This window comes from Rhodospirillaceae bacterium (assembly GCA_018660465.1).
Classification (GTDB): domain Bacteria; phylum Pseudomonadota; class Alphaproteobacteria; order Rhodospirillales; family JABJKH01; genus JABJKH01.
Map to the genome: position 1 here is coordinate 1 of JABJKH010000009.1, position 17655 is coordinate 17655.

Sequence of the window (17655 nt, forward strand, 5' to 3'; positions counted from 1 at the left end):
AAATCGTAATATTAGAGAATCACGTTTACAGTCCGAGCCCCTATTGGTAAGTTCCGCCGCGTCGCGGTGTTGTCATTAAATTTGGGACGATAAAGAGACCTTCAAAAATGAAGATTTTAACTTGTAATAGTAATCGTCCCATGGCCGAGGCGATTTCCGCATATCTCAACCTTCCTTTGACAAAAGCCAGTGTTCGTAGGTTTTCTGACATGGAAGTGTTTGTTGAAATTCAAGAAAATGTTCGAGGCCAGGATGTATTTGTCATTCAGTCCACGTCCTATCCTGCCAACGATAACCTGATGGAACTGCTGGTGTGCCTTGATGCGCTCAGGCGCGGATCGGCCCGGCGTGTCACAGCTGTCGTGCCTTATTTTGGATATGCGCGTCAGGACCGGAAGTCTGGGCCTAGAACGCCGATCTCAGCCAAGTTGGTAGCCAACCTGATTACGGAGGCTGGTGCTGACCGGGTCCTAACCATGGACCTGCACGCGGGCCAAATTCAGGGCTTTTTCGATATTCCCGTGGATAATTTATATGGGTCGTTGGTTTTTATTGAAGACATTAAACAGCGCTTCGACGGTGAAAACCTTGTGATTGTTTCGCCGGACGTTGGCGGTGTTGTTCGGGCGCGGGCCTTTGCCAAGCCTTTGAACGCCGAGCTGGCAATCATTGATAAGCGACGCGAACGCGCCGGGGTCTCCGAAGTCATGAACATCATTGGTGACGTTAAAGACCGGACCTGTATCCTGGTTGACGATATTGTCGATTCGGCAGGAACGCTGTGTAATGCTGCGGCCGCGCTGATGGACGCAGGAGCCACATCCGTGTCGGCCTATGCGACCCACGGGGTGTTATCTGGTGGGGCCGTTGCACGGGTATCATCGTCGCCGATGAAGCAACTCATTATCACCGATACGATCCAAGCGACCGAAGCGGTTCGGATATCTCAGAATGTCGAACAGTTGACCGTGGCGCCGCTGATGGCCGAATCGCTGAGAAGAATTAGCGAAGAATCTTCCATTTCCAATTTATTTGAACTATAACCTCCAGCTTCTGCGTCAATTTGGCGCTGAAATTGAGTAAAGACGACCAGCCGGCACCCCTGGAGGCCGGTATTTTTGAAATGAGAATTAGGAGTAAAATCGATGGTTCAAGCATCAACAATGGCCGCCGAAGTGCGTGACCGGGCCGGTAAGGGGGCAGCCCGTGCAACACGTCGTGCAGGTCGCGTTCCTGCCGTAATCTACGGTAATAAAGAAGACCCCAAAATGATCTCAGTGGATCCAATTGAATTGACTCAGCAACTTCACGTTCGAGGCTTCTTTGCCCGGGTCTGCGAAGTCAATTTGGACGGAGAGATACATAGGGTTCTACCCCGTGACATCCAATTGGATCCAGTGACAGACCGTCCCTTGCATGTGGATTTTATGCGTTTCAGCGCGACCACCCGGGTGGCTGTTGAAATTCGGGTTCAAATTAATAATGAGGAAGACTGCCCCGGCCTCCGGGCGGGTGGCGTCATTAATATTGTTCGTCACACGATCGAAGCATTGTGTCGGCCTGACGATATTCCTGATTTTCTGACGGTTGATCTAGCGGGCCTCGAAATTGGCGATGGTGTGCATATCAGTTCGGTTGACTTGCCGGATGGCGTAACGCCCACCATTACCGACCGTGACTTCACCATTCTTACCATTGCGGCACCGACGATCCTTGTGATCGAGGAAGACGAAGCCGAAGAAGGCGAGGAAGGCGAGGAAGGCGAAGAAGGCGAAGAGGGCGAAGAGGGTGCAACCGAGGGCGAAGAAACTTCGGACGACAAGGAATAAAGCCTGATCCCAAGTTTGTGGCCCCAAGTTTGTGGCCCCAAGTTTGGACTCTTGCGGGAGACCGTTCGTCATGTTGCTTATTGTCGGCCTGGGAAATCCCGGAAGCCAGTATTCCAAGAACAGGCACAACATCGGATTCATGGCGGTGGACGAAATTGTCCGCCGCCATGGCTTTGGTGCTTTCCGGGCCAAGTTCCAAGGCGAATTGGCAGAAGGCAAGGTCGGCACACAGAAAGTCTTGGCCCTAAAACCCATGACCTTCATGAACGAATCCGGTCGTTCTGTCGCTCAAGCGGTTAAATTCTATAAAATTGCCCCTGAAGACGTCATTGTCCTGCACGATGAACTTGATTTAGCGGCGGGAAAACTTCGCGTTAAATCGGGTGGGGGGCACGGCGGGCACAACGGCTTGCGCAGTATCCACGCTCAAATAGGACCCGACTATCGACGCATTCGATTGGGCATCGGCCATCCTGGTGATAAATCTAAGGTGACAGGCCATGTGCTCAAAGACTTCGCCAAGGCAGATGGGGAATGGTTGGAACCGGAATTAGAGGCAATTGCAGATCATTTCGATACCGTAATTAATGGCAAAGACGCTAATTTTATGACGGAGGTTGCGCGGGTGATGAAACCTCAGACCCATAAACCAGCCCCCGATAAAAAGGAAGACGACTAATGGGTTTTAACTGTGGGATCGTCGGATTGCCGAACGTTGGTAAATCGACACTATTTAATGCGCTCACGGCAACAGCCGCAGCAGAAGCCCAGAACTTTCCTTTTTGTACGATCGAGCCCAACACAGGCCGGGTCGGCATACCGGATTCCAGGCTCGATACCATCGCTGCGATTGCCAACCCGAAGAAGGTCGTGCCGACGCAGTTGGAATTCGTTGATATCGCGGGTTTGGTGCGCGGTGCATCTAAGGGGGAGGGCCTGGGCAATCAATTCCTTGCCAACATCCGCGAAGTCGATGCGGTCCTGCAAGTCGTCCGCTGTTTTGAAGACGAAAACATTACCCATGTCGATGGCAGCATCGATCCACTGCGGGACGCGGAAACCATCGAAACAGAGCTTATGCTGGCTGACCTGGAAAGCCTGGAAAAGCGCGTGACGCCGCTGACTAAAAAGTCACGTGGCAACGACAAAGATGCGATCCAGCAACTGGCCTTGGTCGAACGCGCGTTAGAGCTTCTTCAAGAGGGCAAGCCTGCTCGCATGCTGGACGTCTCCAATGAAGATGCAAAAGCTTTCAAGGGACTGCAATTACTGACGTCAAAACCCATTTTATATGTCTGCAATGTGGAGGAAGACTCAGCAGCCACTGGCAACGAGCTAACAAAAAAAGTCGCCGCCATGGCAGCCGATCAAGGTGCCGAAACCGTGGTCATTTCAGCCCGCATCGAAGAAGAAGTGGCACAATTGGATGATGCCGACGAAAAGGCAGAGTTCTTGGAAACGCTGGGATTGGAAGAAACCGGGCTCGCCCAGGTTATCCGCGCCGGCTACAGCCTTTTAGGCCTGATCACCTTCTTTACCGCAGGCCCCCAGGAAGTCCGCGCCTGGACCATAACCGACGGTGAAAAGGCCCCGCAAGCGGCCGGCACCATCCACGGTGATTTTGAACGCGGCTTTATCTGTGCCGAAACCATCGCCTATGACGACTTCGTCACCCTGGGTGGCGAACAAGCCTCAAAAGACGCCGGAAAAATGCGCCAAGAAGGCCGTGACTATACGGTTCATGACGGTGATCTGATGCTGTTCAGGTTTAATGTTTAAAATAAACTCCAACCTGATTTGGATTTAGCGAATGAAATGGACCGTAAAATTTTGCGTGCGTTCGCAACATTTCTATCAAAATGATAAAGTTTACTCCCCACATAAAGCGCCATATAAAATTCTTCATCCTTGATCGCAAGAACACCAATTCCCAACATTTCCAGCCCCTCTTTTAATGAGTATGAAAATTTGAGATCGTAACCTGGGACCGCTCCGAACGTGGCAGGCTTAAAGGATGTCACCTTCACTTTTTCGGCTTTAGTGCGTACTAAGCTGGCTTCAAATAATTCTTTTAGCTCAATGGGGTTCATATTCTTGAAATAGCGGGGGATTTTTTCATCTGATCCCGATGGCAATCCATGAAATATTGGCCGCCCTTCTTCTAGTCCGCCAGCGAAATACATTTGTTGGAGGCGGGTTCCATCAAGTGTCCAAATCTCATACTTCCCAGTTTTTAAGCGGCTCCACGCGATGTCGGAATTTACGGATATTCCCCCTTCGACACTCACGTTTCCCGCAGGTACAAGATCGAATTTCCCACATCCAGCGAGAAGTGCGACAAGTGAAAAGGCGAAAATGGGATTTTTTAATTTCAAGATCATTTTGCGGCTTTCATCATTTGTAAGATAATTTCCTTATCTTCGGCATTTGGATTAATGCGAAGATACTGAGAAAATGCTCCAATAGCTTTTTTAGGGGCTTTCTGTTTTAAGTGGACGAGTCCCATGGACCGGTAAATTTCACGCGGCCAGGCTTTTTTAGTTAAAGCGGTTTGATAGGCTTTAATTGCTTTATCAAAGTCATCTGATTCCGCCCGTAGCCGGTATAATTCGCCCTTGTAAAAATAAAGTTCACCAATGTTTGCCCCGTCAACAATGAGTTGGTCGATGAGGTTTTCCGTTTGTGCATAGCGTCGCTGATTTAATTCGTCACGTAATAGTTTGGCGCGAATGGGCAGCAGCACTGCAAGGTATCTTTCCCGACCTGTATCCGCATTCTTGGTTTTTGCCATTTCACGGTCCGCGATCCGCCGCAACATATCTGTGCGTTCTTCAGACGGTGGGTGGGAGGCTAAAAATAGTGACGGACGTGCGTGGTCTTCATCTGCCTCAATTTCCTTGATCAGTTGTGCCCATATTTTTGCTGCCTCACGAGCATCATAGCCATGTTGAAGCAGAAATCTAAGACCGTAGCCATCGGCTTCGCGTTCGTTATCCCTACTAAAAGAGGCGATACTACCACTGGCAATAAGGGCAGCGATGTCGCCCGCAAATGAAACGCCAGCAGCAATTGAGGCGATTTGAACAAACAGGACAAAATTGGCTTTTCTCATGGTGTCGCGCATTCTCTGCAACGAATGCCGACGCAGGAAATGTCCCATTTCGTGACCGATCACGGTCGCCAACTGGGCTTCGTTTCGGGCACGCAGTAAAAGCCCCGTCCAAACTTGCATCATGCCGTTGGGGGCCATGAAGGCATTAAATTCTGGAACATTTGCGACATACACGCGGGTATTTCCGCAAAATTTTCCAGCCAATTTGCAAACCAGGCCTTGGATGTAAGTATTCAATGCCTTGTCGGTGACAATGTTTCCGGCATTGCGTGATTTCCCTTCTTCACGATCCATCTGCATCCATATCCCGGCTTCGTCGGTATTTAGGCTCGGACGAATGCCAGGTCGCAAGTTTGCAAGGTCATAAGATTTTTCAAGTTCATCACTGCCTTGTTGTGGGCCTGTCGTTGATGCCCGCACGCCTTGAGACGACGAAATCGCTAGATTTTTATCTGTATCTTTTAGACCTGCTTCATAATGGGATTGGTTCATCATGCAGGCTGATACCGACACCAGGACCAGCCCGGTAACGAAAGTACGTTTGAAACTTTTCATTTTGGAAATTGCTTCAAAAGCAACGAAACAGTATCCGTCGCAGCTTCGGCGGTTCGTAAATCACCACCACCTCTCAGCAATCTGTTGAACCAAACGACATTCCCTGTCCGTAGGTCGACAAGAGAAGCAAACCCAGCCTGTACGCCAGTAGGAACGGAAACACCAAATACAGCGCCGACAACAACCAGGGCAACTCGGCCAGCACTAGCGTATGAATCGCGCACATAAATAAATAGGGCGTAGTCCGTGTTGTACCGTTTACGTAGCGCCTGTACCTCGGGACCCAAGGACCAATCAAATTTTTCATTTTTGCTTGGGAGCTTTAAATGAGAGATGTATTGATGCGCTAAAATCGAAGACCCAACCGCGCCATGCAATTTTAGAATTTGTACTATTCGAGGATTGGAACCGGGCGCGCCAGCCTGGATATGACTCTCAACCAGGGCGGCATTGCGGTTCGTCAATAGGGCCCGAATGCTATCGTTCATGTAACCTTCAGCCGCCGCTGTCCATTTGGCATTCGGGACGAGAATACCTGTGGCGGTTTGTTCGCTCAGCAGCACATCGGTTGGCATCAATAGAACACGCGAGGAATTGCCCAACCCTTTTAACTCGCCAGCGGTATAATAAGTTGAATTGGCACAGGCGCTAACAACGAATACCGAAAGAATCGCAAACAATTTTAGTAAACGACGCAATTTTTTCTCTTGAAGACGGAGATTAGTCACTTTTTAGCCCTCATCGATAGAGTTGAATGTGTTCACCGAGCTACGTATCAGTGAAATTATGGAATGCTATTTTCCTAACACCCGACTGTCTAGCAAAAAATGATCAAACTATAAATTGTGAAAATTTTATCGTTGTGAACGATAATATATAAGCCTCTCAAATACTTCGGTCTGAGGCTGAAGGCAATTTAATTTGTCACTTCAGCTCAGACATCTTAAAACAACTGTCAAATGCGCGTCGGTGGGAAATCTGGCGTGGCTTAAATTGTTTAGGGAGAACGATATCATGGGACAAAATATCCAACTTACTGCATCTGATGGTCATACGCTGGATGCTTATCGGGCTGATCCATCTGGGGATGCGAAGGCTGGGCTTGTTGTAGTTCAGGAAATCTTTGGCGTGAATGCGCATATTCGTGAACTTTGTGACAGCTATGCAGCGGAAGGGTATTCCGCGATTGCGCCGGCTTTATTTGACCGGGCTGAAAAGAACGTCGAACTGGGCTACGAACAGGCGGATCGGGAACAAGGCATGGCACTTCGTGCGAACTGCCCTTGGGACAGTGCCGTGCTGGATAACGAAGCGGCGGCGGCTGTACTTCGGGCCGAAGGCAAAGTTGGTATTGTCGGCTACTGCTGGGGTGGTTCATTGACGTGGCTGGCGGCGTGTCGGTCTGATGTCGATGCGGCAGTCTGTTATTACGGCGGTCAGATTTATGACTTCCGCGAAGAAAATCCCAAGGTTCCGACACTGCTTCACTTCGGCGAAAAAGACGCCTCCATTCCGATGGAGAAAGTCGAAGGCGTGCAAGCGGCGTATCCGGATATACCGTCTTATGTCTATGACGATGCGCAGCATGGTTTCAGTTGCGATCATCGCGGCAGCTACCAAGAAGCAGCCCACGTTCAGGCGCTGGAGCGGACACTCGCCTTCTTTGGTGAAAATCTGTAGATGTCAGATTCTAATGTTATCGGCATCATCGGCGGCAGCGGTGTCTCTGAGATCGATGGCCTGAGCAATACCCGGTGGGAGAAGGTTACTTCTTCCTTCGGCGAGCCGTCGGATGAGTTATTATTCGGTGAATTGGACGGACAGCAAATCGTGTTCCTGCCCCGCCATGGTCGCGGGCACCGTATTCCACCGAGTGAATTAAACTTCTGTGCGAACATCGATGCCCTAAAACGAGCAGGCGTTACCGAGATCATTTCGGTGAGTGCCGTTGGCTCTTTGAAAGAGGAACTGCCACCGGGCACGTTCGTGATCGTCGATCAATTTATTGACCGTACCTTCGCTCGGACCAAAAGCTTTTTTAGCACCGGACTGGTGGCGCATGTGGGCCTCGGCCACCCGGTCTGTGGACGGCTTGGCGATGCGCTTGAGGCGGCGGCCACCGAACTCGATATTCCTGTAGCGCGGGGCGGGACCTACCTTGTTATGGAAGGGCCGCAGTTTTCGACGTTAGCAGAGTCTGAGCTTTATCGGTCGTGGAACTGCGATGTCATCGGCATGACCAATATGCCGGAAGCCAAGCTCGCCCGCGAAGCCGAGATGTGTTACGCCACCGTCGCCATGGTCACAGATTTTGACTGCTGGCATCCCGACCACGATCACGTCACTGTTGAAAGCATCATTAAGGTTTTGGTGGAGAACGCAGGCAAGGCTCGATCTCTGGTTAAGCAAGTCGCACCAGCCTTGGCAGGACGAACCGAGCCCTGCCCCCAAGGCTGCCACACGGCGCTGGAAAATGCATTGATCACGGCACCGGAGGCACGCGATCCAGAACTCATTAAGAAACTTGATGCAGTTGCCGGGCGGGTTTTAAATCGATGAAGGTTGGCGGCAAACCGTATCGCACCATCTGGCTCGCGTCTGATGGGGGCGCGGTAGAAATTATTGATCAGACCAAGCTGCCGCACGACTTTGTCACGACGCGCTTGGATACAATCGACGATGCGGCACACGCGATTGCGGCGATGCTGGTCCGAGGGGCCCCCCTTATTGGAGCGACGACGGCCTATGGAATGGCGTTGGCGATGCGGGCCGATGCATCGGATGCGAGCTTGGAAGCGGCTTATAGTCAGTTGATGGAAACCCGACCGACCGCAGTTAACCTACGCTGGGCATTGGATGAAATGCGCAATTTGTTGTCACCTTTGACGGCAGGAGAGCGGGGGGCCGCGGCCTATGAACGCGCCGCTGAAATCTGTGATGAAGACGTCCAAATTTGTAGCTCCATTGGTGATCACGGTGCGCCTCTCATTCGCGAGGCTTGGGAACGAAAGGGTAAGCCGGAACAGGTGAACGTCCTAACCCATTGTAACGCAGGCTGGTTAGCGACCGTTGATTGGGGCACGGCGCTGGCACCCATTTATAAGGCCCATGACGCGGGTGTGCCGGTGCATGTTTGGGTCGATGAAACCCGGCCGCGAAACCAAGGGGCGAGTTTGACCGCCTGGGAACTTGGCCAACATGGCGTTCCCCATACAGTCATCGTCGATAATGCCGGCGGCCATTTGATGCAGCATGGCATGGTTGATCTATGTATTACCGGAACAGACCGCACCACCGGGACCGGCGATGTATGTAATAAAATCGGCACCTATTTGAAGGCCCTAGCTGCAAAAGACAATGGCGTGCCGTTCTATGTTGGTCTACCAGGACCGACCATCGATTGGACTTTGCGGGACGGGGTTGCTGAAATCCCCATCGAACAACGCGACGCGGCGGAGGTCACTGAAATGACGGGACGAACGTCGGATGGAACAGTTGAGACGATCACGCTTACACCAGACAATAGCGACGCGGCAAACTATGCGTTTGACGTTACGCCTCGGCGATTGGTGACGGGGCTGATTACCGAACAGGGAGTATGCGACGCTTCCGAACAAGGCTTGCGGGCGCTCTACCCGGACGCACCTAAATAGGCGTTGGAACATAGGTTTTATGTCTTCAGGGTTTTTCGTATTTTTAGGATTGGCGATTGGCGCATTGATGTTGCGGCATCATATCTACCGAAAACATATGGATTTGGTAGAACGATATGAGCAGAATATTAAGCCTAAGCTGACCCGCGTTGTTCAGGTCTTATCTTTAATTACCTTGGCAATTTGGGCGGTGGTGTACCTGTTGGCAGAGGACGAACAACGCAATAACTTGATCCCTGCTTTAAAGGCGACGTTTTACGGGGACGACGTCAAGAAGTAGCCCCAAAAAAATTGCTAAGGCATTTCTGCCGCGAGCGTTTCCCTGCGGCGTTGGGTTCTTAACCAAATTACGGCTACGCCGAGGATCAATGACGCCGGTGCGGCGATGGCCATGACCGTGTTCCAATTAAACAGATGCAGAATCGCGCCTGAAAGCAGCGACGCCATTGCCACAGATCCAAAGACAATTAGATCGTTGACGGCTTGGGTCTTTGCCCGCTCTGCAGGGGAGTAGCATTCCGTCAACAGGGTTGTGCCGCCGACGAAGATGAAATTCCAACCAATTCCAACGGAGACCAAGGCGAACCAGAAGTTGTGTATGGCGATGCCGGAAACGGCAAGAATTAATGCACCTGCCTGTAACACGATACCAATCAGAATAATATTTAAAACACCATACCGCTGGATCAAATGACCAGTAACAAATGCCGGTGCGAACATGCCGAGGCTGTGCCATTGAATAATAAAGGCCGTGTCTGAGACGCCGAAGCCACAAAACTGCATAAACAGGGGGGTAGCCGTCATAACCAACGCCATCGTGCTGTAGCCGATCATGCCGCATAGAACGGCAACAATGAATGTCGGCTGTTGCATGATTTCCAACAACGGACGACCCGACGTTTTGTTTTCTTCCGCCGATGGCTTGGGGATATCGAGCCAGCACAGCAGCAGCGCAGAGATCAGCGCTAGGGCTGAAATCACGAAGTAGGCCCCTAAAAAGAGGATCGGCTCAAACAGGCCGTTTGCCCATTTAGCCAGTTCAGGACCGGCAATGGCGGCAATTACGCCACCGGCCAAGACCAATGATATGGCTTTGCTTTTAAATTCAGGGCGGGCCGTATCCGCAGCAGCAAATCTAAAATATTGGGCAAACCCGCCAAACATGCCGAAAACGAATGTGCCTGCAACTAAAAACCAGAATTCCTGAACATAGATACCGTACGCACTAATCAAGCCACCGATGACGCCAATCAAGGCACCAAGTATAAACCCAGAGCGCCGACCTATACGTTTCATAAGCAAGGAAGCCGGGACTGTTGTAAACATCATGGCGATAATAACCGCGGTGAACGGTAGGGTTGCGAGCACCTTATCTGTGGCCAGCATAAGTCCTGCGAGACCGGTTAAAATCGCATTTATGCTCATGCCGGTCATGTAAAGCGCCTGACTCGTCGCTAGAACGAGGACATTACGATTGTCGCGGTGCAGGGCCATTATGATTATTTCCAGGGATGATACTGAAAGGGCCGCTGATAACAGCGGCCCTTTCGAAGGTAATCGCTATATCAGGAGGGTCAATGCAGGTCTGACCAAATTCTCTTTTTCAGCGCAAACAGCATTCCTGTTAGCACCAGTAAGAACAACATGACCTTGATGCCCATACGCTTGCGTACCTCCATTTCCGGAGACGCTGTCCAGGCCAAGAACGTCACAATATCCCGGGAATGTTGATCAAGGGTCGGCTTGGTGCCGTCCTTATACTCCACCGCTTCATCAGACAGTGGCGGTGCCATGGCGATTTGATGACCCGGGAAGTAGGTGTTGTAGCTCATCCCTTCCGGCACCGTCACCCCTTTCGGTGGGGTTTCCTTATATCCGGTCAACAGCCCATGAACGTAGTCAGGTCCCCGCAAGCGGGCCTTAATCATCAGCGAAAGATCTGGAGGGTTGGCGCCATTGTTGCCAGCCCGAGCGGCGTTTTCGTTTTCAAACGGAGCCTTAAAATGGTCCGCAGGCCGACCAGCGCGATCAAACATTTCCCCTTCGTCGTTGGGGCCGTCCCTGAATTCCTGCTCCGCCGCAATGGCTTTGACCTCAGCTTCGCTAAACCCAATATCCATCAGGTTACGGTACGCAACCAGATCAAGAGAATGGCAGGCCGCACAGACGTCCTTGTAGACTAGGAACCCGCGCCGCAATTGGGCGCGGTCGTAGGTGCCGAATATGCCACTGAAGGACCATTTCTGGGCCGGGGCCTTTGGTGTGTCACCGGAGGCAAAGGCAGTGCCGCTGAACAATATCATCGCGGCGGCGGCGCTTAGGAGTAATTTACGCATCAGCTTTCTCCCCCTTCTTTAGTGACCGCCGCACTGATACTTTCAGGTAGCGGCAACGGCGTTTCGAGCCATCCCAACAGCGGTGTGATGACGAAGAAGTGGCCGAAGTAATAGGCTGTGCCTAACTGCCCACCAATTATCCGCCAGCCTTCCGGTGTGGTCGCGCCGATGTATCCAAGGAAGATACAATCGGCGATGAATATCCAGAAGAAGTATGGGAAGATTGGTCTGAATTTGCCGCTCCTAACCTTCGATGTATCCAGCCACGGTAGAAGCATCAACACCAGGATCGACAGGAACATGGCGATTACGCCGGCCAGTTTGGCCGACATCAGCCACGAAATCGGCCAATATAGGAAGAAGTCCGCAGTGAAAGCCCGCAAGATCGCGTAGAACGGCAATAGGTACCATTCTGGCACGATGTGGGCTGGCGTAACCAACGGGTTTGCTTCGATGTAGTTATCCGGCTCACCGTAGAAGTCCGGCGCGAAGAACACGAACCCAAGATAGAACAGGAAGAATACACTCAATCCGAACGTATCCTTGATGGTGTAATATGGATGGAACGGGATGCTGTCACCATCGGTCTTGGTATCGATGCCCAATGGGTTGGAGGACCGATGCACGTGCAACGCCCAAAGATGGACGAAGACCAACGCGAAAATAACGAATGGCATCAGGTAATGCAGCGAGAAGAACCGGTTCAATGTTGCGTTATCAACCGCGAAACCGCCCCACAACCACGATACGATCCAGTCGCCGATCAGCGGAATGGCTGAGAACAGGTTGGTGATCACGGTCGCGCCCCAGAAGCTCATTTGGCCCCAAACCAAGACGTAACCCATAAACGCGGTCATCATCATGACCAGGATAATCGCCACGCCGATCATCCATAAAAGTTCGCGCGGTGCCTTGTACGATCCGTAGTAAAGACCTCTGAACATATGAATATAAACGATCAGGAAGAACATCGATGCGCCGTTCATATGCAGATAGCGGATCAGCCACCCGTAATTCACGTCGCGCATGATTCGTTCAATACTGGCAAATGCGTAATCGACATGCGGCGTATAGTGCATTGCCAAAACAATGCCCGTGACGATCATGACAACTAAAATAATTCCCGCCAGCGATCCAAAGTTCCACCAATAGTTCAGGTTCTTCGGCGTGGGGTAATCCACCGTCTCATGCTTCATGAACGCGAAGATGGGAAGGCGATACTCAATCCATTTCAGGACCGGGTTTTTAAGATTTAACTCCGACATTATTTATCCCCTACCCGATCTTGATGATTTTGTCTTTGATGAATGCGTAAGGCGGCACCGGTAAATTCTTTGGTGCGGGGCCCTTACGGATTCGACCGGATGTATCGTAGTGCGATCCGTGACACGGACAGAACCAGCCGTTGTATTCACCTTTGGGCTCGGTTCCCTTTTGTCCTTTGGGGATACACCCAAGGTGCGTGCAAACCCCAATCATGACCAACCACTCGGGCTTTTTGACGCGGGCCTTGTCCGGTTCAGGGTCAAGCATTTCGGAAAGCTTCACGCCTTGGGCGGTTTTAATTTCGTCAGCCGTTCTACGGCGGATGAACACAGGCTTGCCTTGCCAGACGACGGTGATGCTTTGCCCAACCTCAATCGGTGACAGATCAACTTCAGTTGTGGACAACGCTAAAGTATCGGCTGCAGGATTCATCTGGTCGATTAATGGCCATACGGCAATTCCGGCTCCTAATGTCCCCACTGTACTGGTGGCGATCAAAAGGAAATCGCGTCGGTCTTCATCGTCCGGCGTATCCGGAGAAGTGGTTGGCGACTCTGCCATGAAATAGACCCCTTATCTTTATCCGGTTAGGGCGGTGGGATATTTCCCGTTATTCCGCCTCACAACTTATTATCTAGTGTGTACGCTCTAATTCGACCGCCACACGTAGCAGGTTATAATGAACGGCTTTATATTGCAAAGGGTTAAGATCAAAGTTTTTTTCCTTTAAGGCCTTCCCGGAACATGTAAAATCCGCCGTTTCAAAGGAGAAATTATGCGACTGGCGTTGTTTGAACCGGATATTCCTCAAAACACAGGCACCCTGATGCGATTGGGGGCGTGCTTGGGTGTGCCTGTTGATGTGATTGAACCGTGCGGTTTTGTGTTTGATGAACGCCGTATGCGCCGGGCCGGGATGGATTATCTCGATCAAGTGGATTTAACCAGGCACGCCTCTTGGACGGCTTATCAGGCGGGGCGCGCTGAACAGGGACGACGACTAATTCTTTTGACCACCCAAGCGGAAATATCTTATACGGATTTCCAATTTCGACCCAACGATACAGTCCTTTTGGGCCGCGAAAGTGCAGGTGTTCCGGACGACGTTCATAAAGCAGCTGACGCCCGCGTCACGGTTCCCATGGCAGTAGATGCACGGTCCTTGAATGTCGCGGTTGCGGCAGCCATGGTGCTGGGCGAAGGTTTGCGGCAAACCAATGGATTTCCAGTAAAATCAACGGAAAAGGAATAAGAATGACAGCACGCACAATCGAGCAAAAAGATCGCGCAACGACGTGGTTCAAAGACCTGCGGGATCAATTGTGCGCCGCTTTCGAATCAATAGAAGATGACTGCGCTCGCGAAGGCGCGGGTGAATTTTCTCCAGGACGGTTTAAGCGGACGGTCTGGGACCGTGATAACGATGGCGGTGGCGGAGAGATGTCAGTCCTTCGAGGCGGTCGTGTCCTGGAAAAAGCCGGGGTAAATGTCTCCATCGTTCATGGTGAATTCTCCGAAGAGTTTCGCGCCAATATTCCGGGCGCTTCCGAAGACCCGCAGTTTTGGGCGGCTGGAATTTCATTGGTGGTGCATCCACGGTCTCCCCGGGTGCCGATTGCGCATATGAACACTCGGATGATTGTGACGACCAAAGGTTGGTTTGGCGGCGGCGGCGACCTGACCCCGGTTTTCCCTATCGATGAAGATACCGCCGATTTTCATGGTGCCTTCAAGGGGGCCTGCGATGCCCACGACCCAGAGTATTATCCAAAGTTCAAGGAATGGTGCGACCGCTATTTTTATCTGCCCCATCGGGAAGAAGCGCGCGGCGTTGGGGGAATATTTTACGATAATCTGGATACCGGCGATTGGGAAAAGGACTTCGAATTCACCCAAGACGTCGGGCGGTCTTTTTTAGACATCTATCCGCAAATCATCCGCCGTCACATGGACGAGGCCTGGACTGATGATGAAAAGCAAAAGCAACTTGTTAAGCGTGGCCGGTATGTGGAATTCAATTTGATCTATGACCGCGGCACGTTGTTCGGCCTGAAAACAGGCGGAAATACGGAAGCCATCCTTATGTCGCTGCCACCAGAAGTTACTTGGCCATAAGGTCTTTCAGGTATTTTAGGCAGGCCTCCCGGTCTGGAGAATAATCTTCCGATTCCCACCAATTTTCTACATTGCGTAGAATTTCGCCGACCTTGGCACCGGGCTCCAGGCCCTGGTCCAAGACGTCTTTACCTTTGAGTGGGAATTTAACAGGTCCCCAAGCATCGACCTCTTCTAAAAGCTCAATCCATTCTGCGGTTCGTTTGCTTGAACGACGCGGTTCTGTCGCCAATTCCTCTGCCCATGCCAAAAGCACGAGATCCCGGACCATATCAGGACCTAAGCGACGCAAGCGTTGCCGTCGAGCCCAAGAATTTACTTCCGGTGTTGTCGGGGGATCGACTGCCATAAGGGTGGTCAGGCGCTGAGCTTGTTTGTTGGAGAGCTTCATTCGGGTGGCCAAGTCCTCAACCATGCTGTCCTCCAATTCTAAAACCGCTGCAAACCGCCTGAGAACATCCGGCACAACACTTTCGACATTGATGGCGCGGGTTTCAAGAAACGTTAGTGTGCGTAATCGGCCAATATTACTTGCTTCCGGTAAAATTGGTTCCAGGACTTTTTCGCCGCGCATGATGGTAAGTGTATCCGCAGGCTCAGGGGCCATTAATATACGAAACAACTCAGTTCGAACGCGCTCGCCCGATAATTCGGTCAGCCGAGGGGCTAAGTTCCGACAGGCCGCCAGTGCGGTTTTATCGGGGCCGAATTTGCTATAGATTGCATGCATCCTAAAAAACCGGAGCAGGCGAAGGATGTCTTCCTCAATCCGGTCCTGGGCATTGCCAACAAAACGCACGTGACCCGTGGCGAGATCGTCCATTCCAGAAAACGGATCATACACATCGCCATCAAGCGTTGCCGACAACGTGTTAATGGTGAAGTCGCGCCGCGCGGCATCGGCAATCCAGTCGTCGGTAAAAGCGACCCTGGCGCGACGGCCATCGGTTTGAAGATCAATCCGAAGGGTTGTGATCTCCATATTCCAGATGCCACTGACCACGGTGACGGTGCCGTGTTTCAATCCGGTTGGGATTACTTTGATGTCGCGACCTTCAAGCAGCGCCATCACTTCTTCTGGTGGGGTGGGGGTCGCGATATCGATATCGTGGGTTTCAATTTTGCGGATGGCGTCTCGGACACAACCTCCGACGAAGCGGACTTCAGCCCCTTTGGCCGTTAGGGCGCTCATTACGGATCGAATTTCTGGTGCAGTCATCCAGGGTTGTGGCGGAATTTTGCCTGTGGGTACAAGCGGCGGAAGGGTTTCAGAGGGCGCTGCCATGGCGCGCGACCTTATTTAAATCCGCCGGGGACAATCTTCCCATCTTGGTAGACCGGGGTATGATAGCTGGTGCCCGGTTCAGACCCGGTCGTCACCGCGACATAGGCTAAAATGGCCAACATAAACACCAATCCACTGCCGAACAGCCAGACCCACGGGCCTTCTGTCAGCGGCGGTAGGCCTTTGTTATCGCGCCGCTTGGCAATCAAAAACCAGCCGAGATAGAGCAATGTCGGCAACAGTAGTGGCAACAGGTATAGGAAAAAGACTCTAATCATTCTGGACTCTAATCATTCAGGCTCAAATATTCATACAGGTTGACCAGTATACCGGCCGTGACTCCCCAAATATAATAGTCCCCGTAGGGCATCGCGTAAAACTCTCTATCCTCGCCTTCAATTTGGCGGGTATGACGGTGGTGGTTTTCTGGATTAAGGAGGAAGCTCAGCGGCACTTCGAACACCTCATCGACCTCGCCAGGGTCGGGTTCCATAGGGAAGGGCGGTTCTATGACACCGACGATCGGAGTGATCCTGAAACCGGTACGGGAAATATAGTTTTCTAATTGGCCAATGACATCAATGTGGTGGCGAGGCAGCCCCACTTCTTCTTCAGTCTCACGAAGTGCCGCGTCTGTTGGTTCCTTATCGGTTTCTTCGATATGGCCACCGGGGAAGCTAATTTGCCCTGCATGTTTGGCTAAGTGCGCCGTGCGCCGAGTGAACATGATAGTCAATTCATCGCTACGATTAACCACCGGAATGAGCACCGCGGCGGGCGTAAGGTTGTCGGCCAGGGCCATCCCTGGGTTCAACATATAATCACCCCATTTTTTAGGGTCGCCACTGGGCGCGCCTGCTTGGAAGCGTTCGGTAATCCATTCGCGGGTCAGCGCTGCGTTCACTTAGTTATTCTCCATCTTCGTCTAAACTCCCTAAGGGAAAGAAATCTCCCGTGCTCCATACCCCAAATAGGTTTTCCCCCTCAATCGTTTCTTCAACGCCCAGTTCGACGATTTCATAATAAACCGAGCGGGTCAGGCGCGCCTTCAAATTATCCCGAACCATTATATAAGGCGAGGGTTCATCTGTCTCTGGGTTGATGGTTATAGACAGCGGATGATCGATATCCAGCGTCACAATTTCGTGAAGGTTAGTCCTCATATTCAGGGTTTGATCCGGCCCTGGGTTTTCGATGCTAAGCTCAACCGCCAGAAAAGGAACGTCTTCGACTTCGATCGTGCCCCGTTCCACCGGCGTGGTCATCCAGTAGTTTCCTGTTGCGTCTTGGGAAAGGACCGAAGAAAATAATTTAACCAGCCCTAAACGATTGATTGGAGAACCCTGATAATACCAAATACCATTGCGGTCGATGCGGATGTTAAAATCGCCGCACTGTTGGGGGCCGTCAGTTGAGACGGGCAAATTATTCGTATCCGGCGTATCCTGGTTCATGCATCATAACCGGGTAATGTGAATGTGGAGACAGTATCGTGGAAGCTACC

Annotated in this window: 21 protein-coding genes; 10 read left to right on the plus strand and 11 right to left on the minus strand. The window is 51.6% G+C overall.

Going from position 1 to position 17655, the window contains the following annotated elements; translation table 11 throughout:
* The first annotated feature begins 107 nt into the window (after positions 1-107).
* The 4 genes from HOM51_02005 (at position 108) to ychF (ending at position 3608) form a co-directional block, all read left to right on the plus strand.
* Positions 108-1043 (plus strand): ribose-phosphate pyrophosphokinase, encoded by a 936-nt coding sequence (locus HOM51_02005; protein ID MBT5033271.1) that lies wholly within the window; start codon positions 108-110, stop codon positions 1041-1043.
* Positions 1044-1145: 102 nt separating this feature from the next.
* A complete protein-coding gene (locus HOM51_02010) occupies positions 1146-1829 on the plus strand; it encodes a 50S ribosomal protein L25/general stress protein Ctc (GenBank protein ID MBT5033272.1) in 684 nt (227 codons plus the stop codon).
* Positions 1830-1899: 70 nt separating this feature from the next.
* The gene (locus tag HOM51_02015; protein MBT5033273.1) at positions 1900-2508 is read left to right on the plus strand and encodes an aminoacyl-tRNA hydrolase; all 609 of its coding nucleotides are present in this window, start codon (positions 1900-1902) and stop codon (positions 2506-2508) included.
* Positions 2508-3608 (plus strand): redox-regulated ATPase YchF, encoded by a 1101-nt coding sequence (gene ychF / locus HOM51_02020; GenBank protein MBT5033274.1) that lies wholly within the window; start codon positions 2508-2510, stop codon positions 3606-3608. The genes HOM51_02015 and ychF overlap by 1 nt, the downstream gene beginning before the upstream one ends.
* On the opposite strand, the gene HOM51_02025 is transcribed toward ychF, so the two are convergent.
* From HOM51_02025 to HOM51_02035, 3 genes are read right to left on the minus strand one after another with little or no spacing between them, the layout of a single operon-like run.
* Entirely contained in the window at positions 3605-4210 is a 606-nt protein-coding gene (locus HOM51_02025) for a hypothetical protein (protein ID MBT5033275.1), read from the minus strand. The two genes, ychF and HOM51_02025, sit on opposite strands and share 4 nt — an antisense overlap.
* Positions 4207-5496, minus strand: a complete 1290-nt coding sequence (locus HOM51_02030) for a M48 family metalloprotease (protein ID MBT5033276.1) — start codon at positions 5494-5496, stop codon at positions 4207-4209. Before HOM51_02030 ends, HOM51_02025 begins: the two co-directional genes overlap by 4 nt.
* Complete coding sequence (locus HOM51_02035) at positions 5493-6224, minus strand: hypothetical protein (protein ID MBT5033277.1); 732 nt, start codon at positions 6222-6224, stop codon at positions 5493-5495. The genes HOM51_02030 and HOM51_02035 overlap by 4 nt, the downstream gene beginning before the upstream one ends.
* 286 nt (positions 6225-6510) lie before the next feature.
* On the opposite strand from HOM51_02035, the gene HOM51_02040 reads away from it, so the two are divergent.
* From HOM51_02040 to HOM51_02055, 4 genes are read left to right on the plus strand one after another with little or no spacing between them, the layout of a single operon-like run.
* Positions 6511-7176: a dienelactone hydrolase family protein gene (locus HOM51_02040; protein MBT5033278.1), complete on the plus strand. Its 666-nt coding sequence runs from the start codon at positions 6511-6513 to the stop codon at positions 7174-7176.
* Positions 7177-8055 (plus strand): S-methyl-5'-thioadenosine phosphorylase, encoded by an 879-nt coding sequence (locus HOM51_02045; GenBank protein MBT5033279.1) that lies wholly within the window; start codon positions 7177-7179, stop codon positions 8053-8055. It abuts the gene before it with no gap.
* Positions 8052-9149: an S-methyl-5-thioribose-1-phosphate isomerase gene (mtnA, locus tag HOM51_02050; protein MBT5033280.1), complete on the plus strand. Its 1098-nt coding sequence runs from the start codon at positions 8052-8054 to the stop codon at positions 9147-9149. Before HOM51_02045 ends, mtnA begins: the two co-directional genes overlap by 4 nt.
* 19 nt (positions 9150-9168) lie before the next feature.
* Entirely contained in the window at positions 9169-9429 is a 261-nt protein-coding gene (locus HOM51_02055; protein MBT5033281.1) for a hypothetical protein, read from the plus strand.
* Positions 9430-9443: 14 nt separating this feature from the next.
* Here HOM51_02055 and HOM51_02060 read toward each other — a convergent pair whose 3' ends face one another.
* The 4 genes from HOM51_02060 to petA all read right to left on the minus strand — a co-directional run bounded on the left by HOM51_02060 (position 9444) and on the right by petA (position 13312).
* On the minus strand, positions 9444-10643 hold the full coding sequence (locus HOM51_02060) for an MFS transporter (GenBank protein MBT5033282.1): 1200 nt from the start codon (positions 10641-10643) through the stop codon (positions 9444-9446).
* Between the two features lie 80 nt (positions 10644-10723).
* Positions 10724-11488, minus strand: coding sequence for a cytochrome c1 (locus HOM51_02065; protein MBT5033283.1), 765 nt, complete (start codon positions 11486-11488; stop codon positions 10724-10726).
* Complete coding sequence (locus HOM51_02070) at positions 11485-12750, minus strand: cytochrome b/b6 (GenBank protein ID MBT5033284.1); 1266 nt, start codon at positions 12748-12750, stop codon at positions 11485-11487. Before HOM51_02070 ends, HOM51_02065 begins: the two co-directional genes overlap by 4 nt.
* Positions 12751-12760: 10 nt before the next feature.
* Entirely contained in the window at positions 12761-13312 is a 552-nt protein-coding gene (gene petA, locus HOM51_02075) for a ubiquinol-cytochrome c reductase iron-sulfur subunit (protein ID MBT5033285.1), read from the minus strand.
* A gap of 214 nt (positions 13313-13526) precedes the next feature.
* Here petA and HOM51_02080 point away from each other — a divergent pair, with 214 nt between their 5' ends.
* A complete protein-coding gene (locus HOM51_02080) occupies positions 13527-14003 on the plus strand; it encodes a tRNA (cytidine(34)-2'-O)-methyltransferase (GenBank protein MBT5033286.1) in 477 nt (158 codons plus the stop codon).
* Between the two features lie 2 nt (positions 14004-14005).
* The gene (gene hemF, locus HOM51_02085) at positions 14006-14866 is read left to right on the plus strand and encodes an oxygen-dependent coproporphyrinogen oxidase (GenBank protein MBT5033287.1); all 861 of its coding nucleotides are present in this window, start codon (positions 14006-14008) and stop codon (positions 14864-14866) included.
* Here the strand turns inward: hemF and HOM51_02090 are convergent.
* The 4 genes from HOM51_02090 to HOM51_02105 form a co-directional block, all read right to left on the minus strand.
* On the minus strand, positions 14853-16151 hold the full coding sequence (locus HOM51_02090; GenBank protein MBT5033288.1) for a CCA tRNA nucleotidyltransferase: 1299 nt from the start codon (positions 16149-16151) through the stop codon (positions 14853-14855). The two genes, hemF and HOM51_02090, sit on opposite strands and share 14 nt — an antisense overlap.
* 11 nt (positions 16152-16162) lie before the next feature.
* Positions 16163-16429: a hypothetical protein gene (locus HOM51_02095; GenBank protein ID MBT5033289.1), complete on the minus strand. Its 267-nt coding sequence runs from the start codon at positions 16427-16429 to the stop codon at positions 16163-16165.
* Between the two features lie 8 nt (positions 16430-16437).
* On the minus strand, positions 16438-16968 hold the full coding sequence (locus tag HOM51_02100) for a CoA pyrophosphatase (GenBank protein ID MBT5033290.1): 531 nt from the start codon (positions 16966-16968) through the stop codon (positions 16438-16440).
* Positions 16969-17059: 91 nt separating this feature from the next.
* Positions 17060-17605 (minus strand): DUF1285 domain-containing protein, encoded by a 546-nt coding sequence (locus HOM51_02105; GenBank protein ID MBT5033291.1) that lies wholly within the window; start codon positions 17603-17605, stop codon positions 17060-17062.
* Positions 17606-17655: the final 50 nt, after the last annotated feature.

Coding starts and splice junctions, on each gene's coding strand:
- HOM51_02055 (MBT5033281.1), top strand. CDS start 9,169: ATGTCTTCAGGGTTTTTCGTATTTTTAGGATTGGCGATTGGCGCATTG.
- HOM51_02105 (MBT5033291.1), bottom strand. CDS start 17,605: ATGAACCAGGATACGCCGGATACGAATAATTTGCCCGTCTCAACTGAC.
- HOM51_02070 (MBT5033284.1), bottom strand. CDS start 12,750: ATGTCGGAGTTAAATCTTAAAAACCCGGTCCTGAAATGGATTGAGTAT.
- HOM51_02040 (MBT5033278.1), top strand. CDS start 6,511: ATGGGACAAAATATCCAACTTACTGCATCTGATGGTCATACGCTGGAT.
- mtnA (MBT5033280.1), top strand. CDS start 8,052: ATGAAGGTTGGCGGCAAACCGTATCGCACCATCTGGCTCGCGTCTGAT.
- HOM51_02005 (MBT5033271.1), top strand. CDS start 108: ATGAAGATTTTAACTTGTAATAGTAATCGTCCCATGGCCGAGGCGATT.
- HOM51_02080 (MBT5033286.1), top strand. CDS start 13,527: ATGCGACTGGCGTTGTTTGAACCGGATATTCCTCAAAACACAGGCACC.
- HOM51_02100 (MBT5033290.1), bottom strand. CDS start 16,968: ATGTTGAACCCAGGGATGGCCCTGGCCGACAACCTTACGCCCGCCGCG.
- HOM51_02090 (MBT5033288.1), bottom strand. CDS start 16,151: ATGGCAGCGCCCTCTGAAACCCTTCCGCCGCTTGTACCCACAGGCAAA.
- HOM51_02095 (MBT5033289.1), bottom strand. CDS start 16,429: ATGATTAGAGTCTTTTTCCTATACCTGTTGCCACTACTGTTGCCGACA.
- HOM51_02030 (MBT5033276.1), bottom strand. CDS start 5,496: ATGAAAAGTTTCAAACGTACTTTCGTTACCGGGCTGGTCCTGGTGTCG.
- HOM51_02015 (MBT5033273.1), top strand. CDS start 1,900: ATGTTGCTTATTGTCGGCCTGGGAAATCCCGGAAGCCAGTATTCCAAG.
- ychF (MBT5033274.1), top strand. CDS start 2,508: ATGGGTTTTAACTGTGGGATCGTCGGATTGCCGAACGTTGGTAAATCG.
- petA (MBT5033285.1), bottom strand. CDS start 13,312: ATGGCAGAGTCGCCAACCACTTCTCCGGATACGCCGGACGATGAAGAC.
- HOM51_02045 (MBT5033279.1), top strand. CDS start 7,177: ATGTCAGATTCTAATGTTATCGGCATCATCGGCGGCAGCGGTGTCTCT.
- hemF (MBT5033287.1), top strand. CDS start 14,006: ATGACAGCACGCACAATCGAGCAAAAAGATCGCGCAACGACGTGGTTC.
- HOM51_02025 (MBT5033275.1), bottom strand. CDS start 4,210: ATGATCTTGAAATTAAAAAATCCCATTTTCGCCTTTTCACTTGTCGCA.
- HOM51_02060 (MBT5033282.1), bottom strand. CDS start 10,643: ATGGCCCTGCACCGCGACAATCGTAATGTCCTCGTTCTAGCGACGAGT.
- HOM51_02010 (MBT5033272.1), top strand. CDS start 1,146: ATGGTTCAAGCATCAACAATGGCCGCCGAAGTGCGTGACCGGGCCGGT.